This window comes from Paraburkholderia sp. IMGN_8 (assembly GCF_038050405.1).
Taxonomy (GTDB): Bacteria; Pseudomonadota; Gammaproteobacteria; order Burkholderiales; family Burkholderiaceae; genus Paraburkholderia.
Genome location: NZ_CP150900.1, coordinates 3,684,612 through 3,702,529, shown reverse-complemented (window position 1 = coordinate 3,702,529; position 17,918 = coordinate 3,684,612). Strand labels below are relative to the sequence as shown.

13 protein-coding genes are annotated in these 17,918 nt (G+C 57.6%); 8 read left to right on the top strand and 5 right to left on the bottom strand.

Going from position 1 to position 17,918, the window contains the following annotated elements; all coding sequences use genetic code 11:
- The first annotated feature begins 249 nt into the window (after window positions 1-249).
- From WN982_RS16900 to rfbC, 3 genes are all read left to right on the top strand, one after another.
- Window positions 250-1,488, top strand: coding sequence for a glycosyltransferase family 1 protein (locus WN982_RS16900; RefSeq protein WP_341315824.1), 1,239 nt, complete (start codon window positions 250-252; stop codon window positions 1,486-1,488).
- A 243-nt stretch (window positions 1,489-1,731) separates the two neighbouring features.
- On the top strand, window positions 1,732-2,793 hold the full coding sequence (gene rfbB, locus WN982_RS16895; RefSeq protein ID WP_341313067.1) for a dTDP-glucose 4,6-dehydratase: 1,062 nt from the start codon (window positions 1,732-1,734) through the stop codon (window positions 2,791-2,793).
- A gap of 85 nt (window positions 2,794-2,878) precedes the next feature.
- Window positions 2,879-3,430, top strand: coding sequence for a dTDP-4-dehydrorhamnose 3,5-epimerase (gene rfbC, locus WN982_RS16890; RefSeq protein WP_341313066.1), 552 nt, complete (start codon window positions 2,879-2,881; stop codon window positions 3,428-3,430).
- 236 nt (window positions 3,431-3,666) lie between these two features.
- Here rfbC and WN982_RS16885 read toward each other — a convergent pair whose 3' ends face one another.
- Complete coding sequence (locus WN982_RS16885; RefSeq protein ID WP_341313065.1) at window positions 3,667-5,337, bottom strand: hypothetical protein; 1,671 nt, start codon at window positions 5,335-5,337, stop codon at window positions 3,667-3,669.
- 1,369 nt (window positions 5,338-6,706) lie between these two features.
- Between WN982_RS16885 and WN982_RS16880 the strand changes: the two genes are divergently transcribed.
- The 4 genes from WN982_RS16880 (at window position 6,707) to WN982_RS16865 (ending at window position 10,846) form a co-directional block, all read left to right on the top strand.
- Complete coding sequence (locus WN982_RS16880; protein WP_341313064.1) at window positions 6,707-8,302, top strand: glycosyltransferase family 39 protein; 1,596 nt, start codon at window positions 6,707-6,709, stop codon at window positions 8,300-8,302.
- A 41-nt stretch (window positions 8,303-8,343) separates the two neighbouring features.
- Complete coding sequence (locus WN982_RS16875; protein ID WP_341313063.1) at window positions 8,344-8,760, top strand: GtrA family protein; 417 nt, start codon at window positions 8,344-8,346, stop codon at window positions 8,758-8,760.
- Window positions 8,761-8,950: 190 nt separating this feature from the next.
- On the top strand, window positions 8,951-9,982 hold the full coding sequence (locus tag WN982_RS16870; protein ID WP_341315823.1) for a glycosyltransferase family 2 protein: 1,032 nt from the start codon (window positions 8,951-8,953) through the stop codon (window positions 9,980-9,982).
- 279 nt (window positions 9,983-10,261) lie between these two features.
- A complete protein-coding gene (locus WN982_RS16865; RefSeq protein WP_341313062.1) occupies window positions 10,262-10,846 on the top strand; it encodes a hypothetical protein in 585 nt (194 codons plus the stop codon).
- Between the two features lie 84 nt (window positions 10,847-10,930).
- Here the strand turns inward: WN982_RS16865 and WN982_RS16860 are convergent, their stop codons facing one another.
- Complete coding sequence (locus WN982_RS16860; protein WP_341313061.1) at window positions 10,931-12,352, bottom strand: UbiA family prenyltransferase; 1,422 nt, start codon at window positions 12,350-12,352, stop codon at window positions 10,931-10,933.
- 249 nt (window positions 12,353-12,601) lie between these two features.
- Between WN982_RS16860 and WN982_RS16855 the strand changes: the two genes are divergently transcribed.
- Window positions 12,602-13,804 (top strand): hypothetical protein, encoded by a 1,203-nt coding sequence (locus WN982_RS16855; RefSeq protein ID WP_341313060.1) that lies wholly within the window; start codon window positions 12,602-12,604, stop codon window positions 13,802-13,804.
- A 211-nt stretch (window positions 13,805-14,015) separates the two neighbouring features.
- On the opposite strand, the gene WN982_RS16850 is transcribed toward WN982_RS16855, so the two are convergent.
- From WN982_RS16850 to WN982_RS16840, 3 genes are all read right to left on the bottom strand, one after another.
- Window positions 14,016-15,755: a PQQ-binding-like beta-propeller repeat protein gene (locus WN982_RS16850; protein ID WP_341313059.1), complete on the bottom strand. Its 1,740-nt coding sequence runs from the start codon at window positions 15,753-15,755 to the stop codon at window positions 14,016-14,018.
- 781 nt (window positions 15,756-16,536) lie between these two features.
- A complete protein-coding gene (locus tag WN982_RS16845; RefSeq protein ID WP_341313058.1) occupies window positions 16,537-17,490 on the bottom strand; it encodes an NAD(P)-dependent oxidoreductase in 954 nt (317 codons plus the stop codon).
- Between the two features lie 22 nt (window positions 17,491-17,512).
- Window positions 17,513-17,884, bottom strand: coding sequence for a 4-amino-4-deoxy-L-arabinose transferase (locus WN982_RS16840; RefSeq protein ID WP_341315822.1), 372 nt, complete (start codon window positions 17,882-17,884; stop codon window positions 17,513-17,515).
- Window positions 17,885-17,918: the final 34 nt, after the last annotated feature.

Sequence of the window (17,918 nt, the reverse complement as noted above, 5' to 3'; positions counted from 1 at the left end):
AGGCGCTGCGTCCGGGGCGGGATCACACTTACGTTTCCCGCCGGGCGTTGTGTGTGAAACCGTACTGATCGAGTTTCCTGCAAGATCGCTTAATGCAAGCGTGTACTGGCTGGCAGCCGGTTTCGACGCTGGTGCCGTCTGGCACCCTGGGAATGGCGCGACAAATCGGGGTAGGCGATGTATATCGGACGGCGTGGCGAAACCTGGCCCACGGCGTTGCTGTTTCAGGCTCATCTGGAGCGATATCTGATGGACGAGTTTACGCAGCGATCCAACGCTCACCGGAAAGATGCTTCCGTTCATGCGGCAACGCCCACCGACGCTGGCGCGGTGCGAAATCCGCAATGGCAGGTACCATTTGCGGGGTTTGCAATCAACGGCAAATTCGCGTCTCAACGGATCACTGGCGTGCAACGCGTTGGTTATGAACTGGCGATGGCGTTTCAGCGACTCTTTCCCGAAGACACCGACCTCCCGCTGCTGCTTCCTGTTGACGCACGCAGGGGGATCTCCTTACCGCAAGCGAAAACGGTCGCGCGCTGGTTGAGGGGCTCTTTGTGGGAGCAATTCGCGCTGCCGTTCGCAACCGGTGGGCGAACACTGCTGAGCCTCTGCAACATGGGCCCGTTGTTCGCACGTCGTCAGGTGGTGATGATGCATGACGTGGCAGTCTACGATCTGCCGGAAAACTATTCCTGGAAGTTCAGACTTTGGTATCGCTTCGCGTTTTCAATTTTGAAGCACAGCGCCAGTCACATCGTGACGGTGTCGGAATTTTCGAAGAAAAGAATCATGGCGCGCCTCGGTATAGACGCGTCGCGCATTTCGGTCATCTGGAATGGCGTGGACCATTTCGACAGAATCGCAGCGGACACGTCGATTTTGTCACGGCTGAATCTGCAGCACGACGGTTATGTACTCGCGGTCGGCAATCTGTCAGTAGGCAAAAATCTTGCCCGTGTGCTTGCCGCAATTGAACACCTGAGCGAGCGTTACGACTGGAAGTTCGTGGTCGTCGGCGGATGCGATTTGCGGGTCTTCAATCCCAAAGCCAAGGCGGGCTACGACCTCTCGCAAAACATCATCGCCGCGGGCTTCGTATCGGATGGTGAGTTGCGTGCGCTGTACGAAAATGCGGCCTGTTTTGTGTTTCCCTCGCTGTATGAAGGTTTCGGACTGCCGCCGCTTGAGGCGATGTCGTGCGGCTGTCCAGTGGTTGTGTCGCGTGAAGCCTCGCTGCCGGAAATATGTGGCGATGCCGCGATGTATTGTGACGCGCGCTCCGTCGAAGACATCGCCGACAAGGTAGCGCAGATGATGGGCGACGCAGCGCTGCGCGACAGTTGGCGCGCACGCGGCAGGGAGCATGCGCGTCACTTCCGGTGGGAGCGGTCCGCACGTCAGTTGCTTGATGTTCTGGAGCGTCAACTCGGGGCGGGCGGGGCCGCTTGCCCGGTCGGCGCGCGACCCGCTGCATCAAGGCTTTGACTCGCTACGCTTGCTTGCGCACTATCTGCCCGGGGGTTGTTGATCAGTTTTGTTAGCGATACCTGGCAGCCATTGTTGGCGTCGCGGCTAACGCGAGAGGGTACGCAAGATGTGCAATCCACGATATTAATTAGGAATGCAATTCTACTATCGGCGGTTTGGTGCACCTACTTCCTGTCTTGACGGACGCTGGTGCTTGCGCGCTACCGGTTTCCAGTAGCGACCAGATGCCTGGGAGGTTTCATGATTCTCGTGACAGGTGGTGCAGGATTTATTGGAGCGAATTTTGTGCTTGACTGGCTGGACGGCGTAGATGAGGGCGTGATTAATGTCGACAAGCTCACTTACGCAGGCAACCTCGGCACACTGAAGTCGTTGCACGGCGATCCGAGTCATATCTTTGTCCGGGGCGACATCTGCGATCGCTCAACCCTGGACCTGCTGCTGGCAAGACATCAACCGCGGGCGATTGTGCATTTCGCGGCAGAAAGTCACGTTGACCGCTCGATTCACGGACCATCTGACTTCGTGCAGACGAACATTGTGGGGACGTTCACGTTGCTTGAGGCAGCTCGCTTCTACTGGAACGCGTTGCCTGCCGACGAAAGGGATGCGTTCCGCTTTGTGAATGTGTCGACTGACGAAGTGTTCGGTTCCCTTGAACAGAGCGATGCGCCGTTTTCCGAAACTTCGCTATACACGCCGAATAGTCCGTTTTCCGCCACCAAGGCCAGTTCTGACCATCTGGTGCGGGCCTGGCATCACACCTACGGATTGCCGACGCTAACAACGCACTGTTCCAATAACTACGGGCCATATCAGTTTCCGGAGAAGCTCATCCCCCTCATGATAATTAACGCCCTTGCTAACCGGCAGTTGCCGGTTTATGGCGACGGCCAGCATGTGCGGGACTGGCTGTATGTCGGCGACCACTGCAGCGCGATCCGAAAGGTGTTGGCCAAAGGCCGTCCGGGCGAGTCATACAACATCGGTGGCTGCAATGAGGTGAAGAACATTGAGGTCGTGCATATGCTATGCGACTTGCTTGACGATATCAGACCGAAGCGGAAGGGGTCGTATCGCGATCAAGTCACATGGGTCACGGAGCGGTTAGGGCATGACCGGCGCTACGCAATCGACGCGCGCAAGCTTGGGCGAGAACTCGGCTGGAAGCCGGATGAGACCTTCGAGAGCGGCCTGGAAAAGACGGTGAAGTGGTATCTGGAACACGAACAATGGGCTGATGAGACTACCTCCGACGAATTCCAGGACTGGCTGCAAATCAATTGTCAGAAGCGCGCCTAAGCGTGACGCCAATCGACGGTTCGGCCGTGGGTACGCGAGTGCCGACGGGAAGTTATGCAAGACGACTTTTGATGGAGACGACGACATGGCTTTCGACGTGAGGCTCACCGAGCTTGCCGATGTGAAGATAATTGAGCCTGCGGTATTTGGCGACGCGCGTGGCTTTTTCTTCGAATCATTCAATGCGCGGGAGTTTAGTATGCACATCGCGCATGGAGTCGAGTTCGTGCAGGACAATCATTCTCGTTCGTCATATGGCGTCCTGCGCGGTATGCACTATCAAATTCAGCATCCGCAAGGAAAGCTGGTCCGCGTAATACACGGCGAAGTGTTCGACGTTGCAGTGGACATGCGTCTGAGTTCGGAGACTTTCGGAAAATGGGCCGGCGTGCGTTTGAGCGCGGAAAATCACCGGCAGCTATGGATTCCACCGGGCTTTGCACACGGGTTTGTCGTGTTGTCGTCGACGGCAGAGTTCGCTTACAAGACGACGGACTACTGGTTTCCGGAGCATGAACGAAGTCTGTTATGGTCTGACCAGGAAGTCGATATTGCGTGGCCTATCGACGCTGAGCCTGTGCTCGCGCCTAAAGACGCCGCAGGCAAACAACTCTACGAGGCGGAATGCTTCGCGTGATGTCGAGGTGTTGTGCCAAGGTATCGCGGTTATCGCTGCGGTAATGAGTGCATTGGTCGATCGATTCGCTTTGGTCATTCCGGGCCAGGCGAACCGGGTAATCGTGACAGGTGAGCGCGACAGGTGAGCGCACGAACGTCGCGCACTGGGGGCGAAGAAATGCGAGAGGGCGAACGTTGCCGTTCGCCCTCCTGCTCCTGCCTGAGTTGTTCGGTAACCGACCGGAGAGTCGGTGATTAGGCCGGATTTGCCGCAGTGAAATTCTTAAACGCCGCGTAGGACGACTTTTGCGTTACTCCATCCGCAGCGAGCACGCCGAAGACATCGCCTCCTGGCATATCGATCAGCTCATACATCAGTACGGACTGCAGGTTGTACGTTTGCCGGAGCGAGTAGTACTCCTTCAACGTGTTGGAGACATAAGCGGCCTGATTGGCCGGTGAGTCACCCGTGTAGTAGCCCCATTCCGTCAGCCAGATCGGCAGACCGAACGACGTTTGCAGAATCTGCAGCACATTCGTGAGGCCCTGCGAACCCGCACGCGTGATGTCGCCAGACGTTTCGTACCAGTGGTACATCGTGATGTCCCAACGCACCGGCGTCGCATTCGTCACTGCGGTCGATGAGCCATTCGGCGACTGGCCGTTCCACAACATCTGCAGTGCGGTGTATGCAAGCGGGACGCCCACGTTCACGCCGCACTTGACGGTCGAGTCAACGGACTTCACGCCGTCGATCATGCCGCGAATGATGCCGCGGAATGCCGGCCAATAAGCCGGGTTGTAGTTCGACGGCGAGTTGCCTGCGCCATTGTTGATAAGGCCGGACGCATCGAGTTCGTTGCCGCACTCGATGTGTTGCACGAGTCCCTTGAGCGGCGTCATGATCGACACCGCCAACTGATAGCCATAGTTGTATGCGGTGGTTTCCGACGCCTGCAGGTCGTAGTTCATCGGGTTAATACACGGCAGAATCGAGATTCCGCTACCCTTGAACGCGCCGTTCAGTGCCTTCGCGACCGTTTGCGCCATACCAGAATCCGCGACGTCGGCGCGATAGTTGGTTACCCCGAGATCTTTCAGGATCGCGACTTGCTGCGCGTCTGTCATTGTCTGATAGACGGTCGAGTTCCAGGCCATGTGGCCGTTCATGCCGAAGAACAGCGAGCTCCCGGCACTAGGCGCGGTCGTGTTACGCGGATCAGATGTTGCGGTCCACGCGTTGTTCTGGCTGATGTAGAAACGTCCCGATGCATCAGCCGCGTAGATCGAGCGGTTCCAGTAAAGGAGGAGCGTTGCGGAAACCGGGCATGCGGTGTTCGCTCCAGCACGCAATACGGCGCCGTTGCTGAGCGTCCATGACACGCTCGTACTGTCGGTGATCGCCTTCGCCGGAGGCACCGTCGTACCTGACGCTGATTCGCGCGGATCGGACGATGGGACCCAGGCGTTGTTCTGGCGGACGTACCACAGCCCGGACGCATCCCACGCGTAGACGGTGTGGTTGTAGTACAGCAGCATCGACACGAGAACCGGGCAGTAGGTGTTGACACCTGCCTTCAGTACCGCGCCACCCGACAGCGTCCACGATGCTCCGCCGTTGTCGGTGATTGCGCTGCTCGGCGGCACGGTCGTCCCCGAGGAGGACTCGCCCGTACTGGCCGTCTGGACGCGCGGATCGGACGATGGGATCCAGGAGAAGTTCTGGCGCACGTACCACAGTCCGGACGCATCCCACGCATAGACGGTGTGGTTGTAGTACAGCAGCATCGACACGAGAACCGGGCAGTAAGTATTGGCACCGTTCTTTAGTACCGCTCCGCCCGACAGTGTCCACCGCACGTTGTTGCGGTCGATGATCGCAGTGGCCGGCGGTACGGTCGTGCCGGACGCGGTTTCACCAGACAAAGCCGTTGCTTGTGCGCGCTGTGATTCAGCAGTATTTGCCGTTGTGACAGCGCTGCTGCCCGAGGGGCTGCTCCCGCCTCCGCCGCCGCACGCGGTGAGAGCGAAGCTACCAGCGCTTGCAAAAATACCCGCGAGAAATTTGCGGCGAGTTGCCCGCGTTTCGCCAAGATCGCCAGCCGGGGTGCGCGTTGCCGCGACCGAACTTTCCACCGCCAATGCGGCACTAATTTTCGCTTTTGCTACTTTTGCTGCCCCACTCATCTTCCGCTCCCGTCATTTACCGAACGGCGCGAAGTATATGGGCAACAAATAGAACTTTATTACCGTGTTAATAAGTCACATGAAAAAAAGAAAAGAATGCATTGGATAGACGTTGGCGGAAAAACACTTGTTTTCCGGAAAAAATTGCTTGTCTGATGATTATTTATAGTCATATCATATTGTTTCATAAGACAATTTTAGGTAGACGATTGAGTTCACGATGCGTCAGACGAGAATCTCAAAAAGCAAAATTACCCTGAATAAATTTTTAAGATAATTGCTACGAAAAATGTGAAAAATGAAACAAAATGTAAATTTCCATTTACATTTCACTTTTTACGTGCGGAAAAGTTTGTGTATTGATGCATTTGGAACCAATTATTTGCATCGATTTTTGGCTCTGCGGGGCATTGAAAATGCGGCCCGATCTTAACCACGGGTGCGGTGGTGGTGATGGCGACCATTTCGGACATGCCCCACTGGGGAGACTGCGCGGGGCACGGCCTGGAGTTCCCTCGCGCGCCGGTCAGGTGTGAGATGCGCACGCCGCAGTGCTTGCGCGTTGGACCCGCCCGGGTTCCCGCATCGGCGAAACCAGGTGACCAGGGGCGATTACTACCTCAAAGTGGCGTACTTAGGTGACTTGCCTTATGTACCTCGCACCTTTGCACCCACGCGTCGACAACATCCTTTCCTCAGACGGTTCGACTCAATGTGTCTGGAGCAACTGAAGGCACTTCAGCATTTGCTCGACGAACTCCTCGCTGAGATAGCGGAGATACGTAAAAGCAATGAAGCTCTCTTCATTGGTTCCAGAGGTGATCTGATCCAATGGCAAAGAGGTGCGACGTCGGTGACAAAACCTACGCAGTCTTAGGGCTCCCGAAGCCCGGGATATATGAAGAAGTCGCCGGGCGCGCGACATATCGCGTGTTCGGTGCGGAAAGCCACATACCGCCCCGCAGGCAAGACCTACAGTCGGCTACATTCGGTGAAGTACGGTCTTATTTTTCAGGGTTTGTGAACGTCGCATATGGCCCATATCGAAGCCCGGCGATCCGACGCCCTGCCAACCGGCTGATCTGTAGTTCACGACTCAGGGGCACTTATGGAATCTCTAAAGACTGGCGCGGCTGCGCGATATCGATCTCCCGATGGTCTGCCGGGCTCACTTAAGCAAGGTGATGCCGCCTTCGCGCGGACGCTGTTCTTGCCTCTCGTAGTAGCGATCTTTGCTGCTGCAGTATTCCTGCGCGTTTTTCATCTGGATTACTTATCGCTGTGGGGCGATGAGATTTTTTCGCGCTACTACTACGATCTGTTCGGTCCGGCCTACCTGGTGACCGGAGGCATAACGGTCGAGCCGACCCCGCCGCTGTATTACTTCATGCTGGAAACGTGGATGAAGATGTTCGGTCATAGCGCCATCGCATTGCGATCGCTGTCCGTCGTCGCATCGCTCATCGCGTTGCCACTGGTCTATGCGGTAGCCCGGGAACTCTCGACTCGAGCCGTTGCATTAGTGGCTATGGCTTTCTTCGCGATATCGCCGATGGCCGTCTATTTCTCGCAGGAGGCGCGCGTCTACATGATGACCGTGATTCTCGCCTCGCTGATGCTTCTCGGTATAGCAAGATATTTACGCCGCGCACACAAGACGGATCTCGTGATGTACGGGATAGCCGCCGTGATCGCGTTGTACAGCCACGCGACGATGCTGTTTCTGGTTGCAGGCTGCAACGTTGTCGTACTCGGCTATCTGCTTTTGACGCCGTCGACCGAACGCTCGGCCGCAACGCGAAACTGGCTGTTGGTCAACGCCGTCGTCGGACTTCTTGGCGTGCCACTTTTCCTTGCAATGCTTTCGATAGGAAAACACGGAACGGGCTTGTCGTGGATTGCGCCGCTTGCGTTGCGCGACGTGCTGGCGACCACGACCGGGCTTATCCTCGGGCCGGTCACGCCTTTCCGTATGCCAGGCGTCGAGTTGGCGGGGCTATCGGTGATCGTCGTCGGTGCTGCAATAGGGATGGCCGGAATGTCGCGCCGCGCGCTGGCGGTGGTGATTGGCATCCCGGCGGTATTTTTCGCCCTTGTGGTGATTACCAGCCTTAGACAACCTATTCTGCTTACGCGCATTCTGTGCTGGATGACGGTGCCGCTTTGCATGCTGCTTGCGTATGCTGTTGTCGTACCGTCGCGCGCGCGAATAGCAGCGCGCATCATGATGACCCTTATGTTTGCTGTGGGACTGTATTACCAGATCGCGCAGGCGGACGGCGCGAAGCCGCCCTACCACGAGGTGCTTTGGGAGGCGCGTACGAGCTTCCAGCAGGCGGACGAGGTCGTCAATGCGCCTTATACGTCGCCGCTGCTCTTGACGTACTACCTACCCGACCTCCCCAACGTTCGCAAATGGAACGATCCGTCAGTGTCCGGTATAGAGGCAAACGAATTGGTGGACCGGCTGCACATACCCAGAATGAGTGAGCGACAGCTACGTGACGATATCAAATCCGGCAAGGCTGTGTGGCTGTTGGCAAGCTCGCCTGACGAGAAGTTCTTGTCACAGCTGTTTACAAGTGTGCCGACCCCTTCGGGCCGCTATGTGGCGATGTGTAATGCGGTCGCGCACCATGGCGTAACTCCTCCGCCGTGCATTGCTGCTTACGGCTGGAACCTCCATCCACGTTCCGAAAAATGACCCACTCTCGAACGGCGATGGAGCCGAAGCGGCGTGCCATCATGCGCCGCGTGTACCGATTCATGAGATACGTGCTGGTGGGGCTGATGGGCACGGCGGTTCAGTACGCCATCCTGATTGCGTTGACCGCCTCGCATGTCACCAATGCGGTACTCGCATCGACCTTTGGCGCTGCCGCCGGCGCCGCAGTCAATTACTTGCTCAACTATCGTTTGACATTCAAAAGCAAAGCGCGCCATACGAGGGCTGCGCCCAGATTCTTCTGTGTTGCTGCCGTAGGCATGGCGGTCAACGCCGCATTGATGAGTGCAATGGTCGATCGATTGCATGGGCAGTATCTCATCGCACAGTGCGTCAGTACGGGGTGTGTGCTGGTTATTGGCTTCGTCATCAATTCGCTTTGGTCATTCCGGCCCACGCGCGCCGGTAAGCGCGACAAGTCCGCGCCATCGTGGTGACCGACAGATTGGCCTCTCGTGGCGCGCCGCAGCGTGAATCCGCAATGAGCCTATGTGTGTTTCCGCACCGAACGGAGCAAACATGAGGCGCACGGTAGGAACACATTGCGTGCTGTCGGCAGCGGAATTGACTGCGCGCTGAACGGCGTGTCGCGTGGCTGCCTGGTCGCGCATCGCCGCCACTTGCGAGATGACGACTACCATGCTGCTCTCACTGGTTGTGCCCTTTTATAACGAAGAAGATTCCGCAGAGCATCTCTTTGCGAGGGTCGTGCCCGTGCTGGCTGGCCTGGAGAATCTCGACTTCGAAATCGTCTGCGTAGATGACGGCAGCCGCGACGATACTCTTGCAAAGCTGCAAATGCTACGTCGGCGTTACGGCAAGGTGAAGATCGTCGAGCTGTCGCGCAACTTCGGTAAGGAATCCGCATTAACGGCAGGTCTGGACGAAGCGAACGGCGACATCATTGTCCCTTTCGACGCCGATTTGCAGGATCCGCCGGAAGTGATTCCGCTTCTCGTCGAAAAGTGGCGTCAGGGATTCGATGTCGTGCTCGCGCAACGCGTCGACCGCAAGACGGATACGTTCGCAAAACGCAAGGCGGCGGCGATGTTCTATCGTGCCCACAACGCACTGGCGCAGCAGCACATCCCCGAAAACGTTGGCGACTTCCGGCTGTTCACGCGCGAAGTGCTCGAAGCGCTGAAGCGGTTGCCGGAGCGACAGCGCTTCATGAAGGGACTGTTCGCGTGGGTGGGCTACAAGTCGACGATCGTCGAATATGTGCGCGAAGCGCGCGTCGCCGGCAATACCAAATTCTCTGGCTGGAAGCTGTGGAATTTCGCGCTCGAAGGATTTACGAGCTTTAGCACGCTGCCGTTGCGCATATGGACTTACATTGGCTCGACGGTCGCGGTGGTTGCCGTGATATACGGTATGTTCCTTGTCGTGCGGACATTGGTCGAGGGCAATCCGGTGCCGGGCTATGCGTCGCTGGCGAGCATCATCTTGTTTCTCGGCGGCATCCAGTTGGTCGGGATCGGTGTGATCGGCGAATACGTTGGCCGAATCTACTTCGAATCGAAGCAAAGGCCGATCTATCTGATCCGGCGTTGTTACGACCCGACCGAGGCGCTGGCGGATCAAAGCTACAACCCGGTGCTCGACGAAGCCGCGGCTGATTCGCGTTGGACGGTCGGGCGCCCTAGTGCCGCGACGTAGTTCAAGCCACGTCCCTGAATAGTGGACACATGATGTCGTGAAACGATGCTCGTGAATCGCACCCTACTATGGGTGCGATTCATTTTGGAGGATCGAGAAATGGCTAACGCAGGATACGGCGTGCGGCAATGACGCCGGGAACAGGGCCGTTGTTAGTTTCGGCGCGAGCGTGCGAATCGCCTGTTACGCAGCAGCAGAGCGTGTCCTATAGTATCTATGCGGTGCCTCGCTGCGGGACGCGCCCCGCAACGGCCATTGCCTTCCATCTGAGGAGGCGCTATGCAGGTCAAAATCATGTCACTTTGGGTGACGCTGCTCGGGTTCTGCTGCTCCGCGTCGGCTCAGCAAGTTGGGGCCGGAGAACACGACGCGCACACGCAACGAGCGGTAGCGGTGACCGCTCCCGCGGTCCCGAACGTCGTTGATAATTCGGGCAAGGTCGTAGGCCACCTGTTTTCCGACGGCGTCATCCTCAACATGAAGGGGACGTGGGTCTTTGCTCCGTTGCGCCGCCTCTCGGTAGGAACGACGTATTCGGCAAGCGAACTGCTGTGGGACGACGATACGCAACTCAAGTTCGCGACCACCGACTGTTCGGGGCCGCCACACATTCCCGCCCACGTCCAAGGCGTATCCGGACTCTTCCGGCCTTCTGTCATCCAGCGGCAGGGTCACGTTGCGACCCTTTACATCGCCGGACCCGGTGATTCGGTACCGACCCCGTTTCACTCCCAAGCTTCCGGCAACGGCGGCTTTGCGGGAGCGGCCATTTGCCAGAAATCCGACGGGATTGCATATACGTGGCCGGTGGCAAGCAGCGTCGATCTTTTCCAGTTATATCCCGAACCGCTGCACTTGCAGTGATCCCGTTTGTTCTGCGGTCCAGCAACTCGGAGCGAGCGTGGCCGAAGTGGTGCCCTGGTTAGTATGGCCCCGTCATCGGAACGCCTAGGATGCCAAAACGATGCCCGCCACACATATTGCGAGTACGCCCAGGCTGACCCTGTCCTTTAACGCAAACACGATGGGGTCGTCGTGCATCCTTCCCCGGAAGGCTGCCATCCATACCCAGCTTATCCAGAAGAGCATGAGCCAGAAAATCACCCAAAGGACGCCCTGATGGTGGTACATCACGCGCATCTCCGGGGAGTTCATATAGAGCGCAAGCACCAGTGCCGACGTGTAGCCCGCGGCGCTGCCGAATGAGCGCAGAATCGACATGTCGTCGGTGATGTAGCCGCGCCCTGCGGCGACGCTCTTGCCCTGGGTCAAGACTGCATTGAGTTCCGTATATCGCTTGACCATCGCGAGGCTCAGAAAGATCAACACCGAAAGCAGGATGAGCCAGTATGACAGTTGCACCCCCACGGCCGCTCCGCCGGCGAGCACGCGTGCCGAATAGAGTGCAGCCAGCGAGAATACATCGACGAGTAACATTCGCTTTAGGTAAACCGAATACGCCATTGTGAATGCGAAGTACCCACACAGCACCAGCCCGAACTTCAAACTCAACGTGCTCGCGAGCGCTGCGCTCAGCGCGAGTAGTACCGCTGTCAACGTCATGCCGCGTGCGAGCGACAAATCGCCAGACGCAAAAGGACGATTACGCTTGCGGATATGGCGACGATCGGAATCGAGATCCAGCATGTCGTTGAGCAGGTACACGGCTGACGCGCAGAAACTGAAGGCGAGGAAGGCGACTACCGCGTGCAGAATTGCGGTCCTGTCGGTGTACTGGTGCGACGCGAGCAGCGGCAGGAACACCAATACGTTCTTGCACCACTGATAAACGCGCATGGCTTTCACGACTGTCTTGATGGGCGTGCGCGCCTGGTCGAAAAGGATGATCTGGCGGTTGACCCTGCGCGCGGCTGATGCGATCTTCTGGTCGCCCACCACTATCGCCGCATGCGCCCGTTTCCAGACCGGCACGTCGGTCATGTCGTTGCCGCAGTAGTCGAAACCCTGCTCTCCGAACCGGTTCGCGAGCGCCTCGGCCTTGTCGCGGCCACGCAAGTTATGTGCACCATTGCTGGCCATGACGCCGTCGAAAATTCCGAAGTGGCTGGCGACCTGGTTCGCGAACTGCTCGTTGCTCGCGGTGCATAGGTACAACGGGCGTCCGCCCTGTTGCTCGGTTTGGAGGAATTCAGTCAACCTGTCATTGTAGGGAAGGATGTTGACGTCAATCGATACCCGCTTCGCGATCTGCTCCTTCATATAACCCTTGCCGCGCAGGAGCCACCGCAGGCACATGAAGACATACAAAGGATTGCGCTTCAGTAACTCCAGCAACGATTCGACTAGCAGATCAGTCCGGGTAAGCGTCCCGTCGAGATCAACGCATAGCGGAATAACGGGGGTCGACATGGCAGGCACCCATAGAAGAAAGTGAGGCGCCGCCTCCATCGCGGCACAGGACAAGCGGGGCACGTGACAACACGTGCGCCGCGCTTGAGGGCAGACTAGCGAGGAAGGATCCAACCCATCTGTACGGAAACACACCGTTTTGCTGCGCCGCAGTAGTTAAACTTTCCGGCAGCGCGCCGTCTCGCGGCGTGGCGTAGCGTGGTGGTGTAGCAGCTTGGCCAGCATGCCCGCGCCGACGATTCGAAATGAATGTCTTTGGACAAGGAGAAGGTGATGCCGAACCGAGCGGTCCCGACCCGAACAAGCGCATGGATCCTACTAGTCTTCGTCTATTACATTGCCGCGGCAGCGTCGTTTGGCGGCTTTTTCACCAAATGGCATTTTCGCGATAACAGCCCGTTTTCGCTTCCGCTGGTGCTTGACGGTACGGTGGAGAGACCGTTCGTCTATCGGCAATTGCTGCCGGCGACGGCCAACCTGCTCGACAGCGTAATCCCGCAAGAGGCAAAGCGCGCGTTCCTTGACAAGCTCGTCGAAAGGCCGCCTTTCTCCAATCCTGTTCAACGGTATTTTCCCGGTGCGTCAGATGCGACCGACCCCCAATACGCGCTGCGCTACTTTCTTGTCTATGGAATGACGTTTCTCTCTCTTTTTGCTGCGTTGTTCGTGCTTCGTGCAGTCTGTATCGAAATCCTCGGCGACAGGGTCGCTGCGACGCTTACGCCCGTCGTTATCGCCGCAATGATGCCGCTCATCCTGACGGAGGGCGGCTACTTTTACGATATGCCGGAACTGTTGTTTATGGCGCTTGGGATCTGGCTGACGCTGAAACGACGGCCCGTTGCGCTTGCCGTAGTGGTTGCGCTTGCCACACTTAATAAAGAGTCCTACCTATTGTTTGTGCTGACTCTGTACCCGTTCGTCGCGATGCGCTATTCGCGCAAGTGGTCACTGCTGCTGATTGGCGTGCTGTTGGCGATCGCCGCAGCTGTCAACATTGCCCTGAAGCATCGCTATTTGGGGAATACGGGCGGCATGATGATATATCGGTTGGGTGAGCACCTGCGGTTTCTACTCAACCCGATTAACTACTTAAGAACGGAGATAAATTATGGCGTGCCGACAACAAAGGGTTTCCATGTCATCCACCTGCTTCTGGTCGGGATAGTGGTGAAGACCGGCTGGCGGCGACTGCCACCAGCCGCGCGCCAGCAAGCATGGATAGCGGCCGCGATTACTACGCCCCTGTTTCTCGCGTTTTGCTTCGACGACGAATTGCGCAACCTGAGCTTGTTGATGATGCCGTTTGCGTTTCTGGTGTGCGCGACTCTTTCATCAGTACTCTTGCATGCGCTTTCGCAGCCATGCAGTCAGGATCGACCCATCGTTGTGCCGCGCGAACGGGACGCGATTGCGACCCCACTAGATACTGTGGAAGGTCCCTGGAAGTAGGCCCCCTGGAGAAAAACGAGATGAGCGGCGCGTGCGTCAAGAGCTCGGCCGCCTGCCGCAGGAGCGCACCCGCCCACAGGGAAACCAGCTCCCGCGCTGCCGCGGCGCCGGCAATTTGCAATGGTCGGGGTGTGTTCGGATTGCTGAATGACGATGCGTCGTACGCGGGCGCCCAGCCTGGCCAGACGCCGCGCCCGCACAGTACTAACGGTTACAAGCCGTACGCATGGATCTTGTGGTCATAACCCGCTACAAAGACCTGCCCATTCACGACCGATGGAGAGGCAAAGATACCTTTGGTTATATGATCAGTTACAGTTGACAGATTCGAGTTCCAAAGCTCCGTGCCACTTACCGCGTCAACCGCGCGGAGCTCGCTTCCCACGCCATTGGCGTAGTACACAACGCCATTTGCCGCAACGGGAGGAATGGAAGGATTATCGCCACTGGAGGTGCCCGCGCTGAGAAGCTGGCGAGCTCCGATGGAGCAATCCGAATTGACGGAAAGTGCGACCAATCCAGTTTTGAACCTTCCGTCGCTCGAGTCCACGGGGTTATTCACGTAAATCTGGTTAAGTACGGGATCGAATGCGGGAATACCAATGAAGCTTCCGGCTGCCGTACTGACGCCTATCTGGAAACCAGCGATCGGGCCGGAACCAATCGTATTGCGGTTATAGATATAGAGCCATCCGGACTTCTGCATGGCTGCGAGCATTGGTGGGCATGAGGCCCGTTGAAATAGCAACGGGGTTGCCCCGAAATCGAGGTCACCACTGTTCGAAGGCACGGGGATTTGGGAGTCGTTAACTGCCAAGGTCAGCGTGAGCTTCACAATATGCTCCGCAAAGCCGGCACTTTCGGGCGTGGCGACAGCGTTTCCCGTCGCAGCGTACACCCATGACTGGTTGGGCGGGATGGATACGCCACCGGGACCCCAGATTCCTCCACCGTCCGGAACCGAGTTACCGACCGGATACCACCTCTGCAGGATTGTGCTATTCGTGGTGGATATGCGCACAACTTGACCATGGTATGGCGTAAAGTCGCACGTGCTCGCAGTGGCAACATAGACACTGGTGCCGTTAAGGGTTGGGCTACCGTACACGAAGGTTTTCGGCGCAGTATTGTTTGGGTCCATCACTTGAACGAACGGTGCAACGTCATTGCCAGTCGAGAGACTCAAAATGTGAAGGTTGCCGTTAGCTGTTACCACATACATCCGGTTGCTCGCGCGGTCAAGCGTGGGCGTACCCATAGTGCCGACGACCCCTCCAGACGGAGCGAAATCGCTGCAGTGTGTCTGGACCGGCGTGAACTGCCTGCGCCAGATCAGGTTACCGTTGGCAGCGTTCAACGCGACAATATAGCTCAGCGTCGTAGGATTCTTCGTAGCATCGCCCAGCGTAGCAGCGTAGACGACGTCCGTCGCCACCCCGTTGACCATCACACCTGTGATCAGCGTTGGCTGGGTAAGGATTGGTCCGCCTATATCCGTCGCCCAATGCGATTTCAATCCCGGAACGGTAGTGGTATTCAGTACATTCTCGGCTGCGTTATAGCCGATGCGCTGGGCATTAATGCCAAACGTTGGCCAGTCTGTGGCAGTGTTCAACGTGGCGGCGCCAGGTATGGTTGCCGCTGTGAGGTGGCTCTGCGATGCGGAAGCCTTGAAGGGAGGGGTGATAAGCGGACCGACGCCGTCAGGCTTGCCATTCTGATTCCCTCCGAACTGAAGATTCTGCGAGGCGACTGCGGAGCCGTCGAGCGGGCTCGCAGGGGGCACGGCTGGCAAGTTTCCTGACGGCCGATTGTGCGGCAAAAGAACGACCGGCGCCAACGTTGATGCGGCAGACACGGACTGCCCTCGGGCCGAAGGTGCCAGCGTGAGGCACAATGCGGGAGCGGCGAGAAGCGCTGCCGCTTTCAGGACGACATGACGATTGCTCATGGAACTGGTCTCCAATTAGGTCATGCAAACTCAAGAGAGAGGACGCGCCTGACTGCAGCAGAGCGCGATAGAGCACGCAAAAGAATGTCCGGTTTTGTTGTTTTCTCCCCAACTGAGCGCTTGACGCCCGTTGGCGGTCTCGCCTCTACCTTCAGATCTGGGCTCATTTAGATTTGGATTTCTATCGCGGCTCGCGCGATCGAGAGATCAAATCCTGCCCTTATTGCGATGCCATTGCACAATTCGCGTGTGCGGATTAAACCGAACCTAAACTTGCCGCATCACCCCGCACAGCAATGCTGGGGCCGGCGGTAGAAGGTGTCAGTAACATGCGATTGTTATTAGCTTGAGGGAGCCTTAGTTAATAAGGGATCCTCAATGGAGTGCGTGAAGCTAAGCGTGTGGACTCGATCGGACAGACTCTCACGCAAGTATGGACTTGCTCGAGTAACTTCGTATGCCAATCGATGTTTATTGAACCGATGCGCGCCCCAACGATTCTGCGTTAAACCCAGGCGGAGAACTTTGGTCACAGCGCACCATGGCTTTCAATCTAGTACATCCCGTTCAGGCAAAGTGTGCGCATTCGCACACAACACGACCCGGCAAACGAAAAATGGAAATCATGAAAATTTTTATTTAAACCCCATTGAACGGATGATGACGGTCTTCACAAGCAAAATCGGACAGCTTGCGCGGCGCGCACGCGTGATTCTCAGTCAGCGTGCGATTTGTCGTACTGTCCGGTAGGTAACGCGCCTGCGGCACGCGCAAGCGAGCATTACTCGGAGCGTGACAAGCCCGTTCGCCCCGTTCCCGGCGGCGCGCCGCGGCTGATGTGTACGGCGATGTCACGCGCGATCCTCGCATTCGAAAACACGGGACGCCAGCCAATGGCAAGCGATTCGTCTATTGAAAGAACGTGCGGCCGTTCGAGCATCAACAATTGCTCGCGTGCCAGCAGCCGGTAACCGGTGAGCCAGGACAGGCATTTCACCGGCAGGAGCGGAATGGATATCTTTCTTGCGTGCGAGATGCCGAGCTCGTCTGCGATCTCGTCAATCCATTGGCGAATGGACAAGGGCTCCGGATCGGCGGCGTTAAAGAAGCCGCCCGCGCCGACTTCGGCAATGCGGCAGATCAGGCCCGCCACATCCATGACGTGCACCATGTGGATCTTGTGGTCGCCTCGCCCTGGAAATGCGACGAAGCCGAACCTCGTCATCATCTTGACGAAGCCTCTGAAGAGGCCCTCGCGACCTTGACCGCCAATGATGCAGGGCAGGACGGTGGCTGCGCCCGGCATGCTGTTCACGAAGACCTGCGCTGCCATCTTCGAGCAGCTATAGACTCCTTCTCCGCTCATCGGGCTGCGCACGTCGTAGGATTCCTGCCCGGTCTGCCGGTACATCATGCTCGTGCCGACATGAATGAAATGCGCGGCATGACCGCGATAGCGCTCGCACAGGTTTTGCGCCGCGCGCACGTTGTTGCGCTCGAAGAACCTTTTGCGGAACAGCAGCGGTATGTTGGGGGTGACGTACTGGACCGCGGCGCAGTTGACCACCACGTCGACATCCGGCAGCCGAGCAGTGAACGCCGGGTCGGACAGATCGCCTTGCAAGTCCACCGGCCCAATCCTGTCCGTGGTCATGACTTCGTGAGCGCGGCTTCTGAACTGCCTCACGCACTCCGTGCCGAGGAAGCCCGCCGCACCGGTTACCAGTACACGCATGATGTCTCCAGATGAGAGAGCCTCAGGATTTTGCGACCAGGCATACTCCGACGATGATCACGGCGATGCCCACAATCTTCTGCGCGGAGATGATCTCGCCGAACAGATACCAGGCCGCGATCGCATTGACCACATAGCCGACCGATAGCATCGGATAGGCAATGCTCACTTGTACCTTTGACAAGGCGACGATCCACACGCCGACGCTGACCACATAAAAGGAGAGGCCCGCCAGGATGTGCGGCTCGAATGCCACCCTGAAGGCAGTGGGAACGACGGTTTCGCGGCTGAAACTGAGCGTGCCGAGCGCGTTGGTCCCAGCTTTCAGCCAGAGTTGCGCCGCGGCGTTGAGCAGCACGCCGCAGAGGATCAGTGCGAGATTGAAGAGACTCATTTGCTGTCCAGGATGATATTCGTTAGAAACCGGT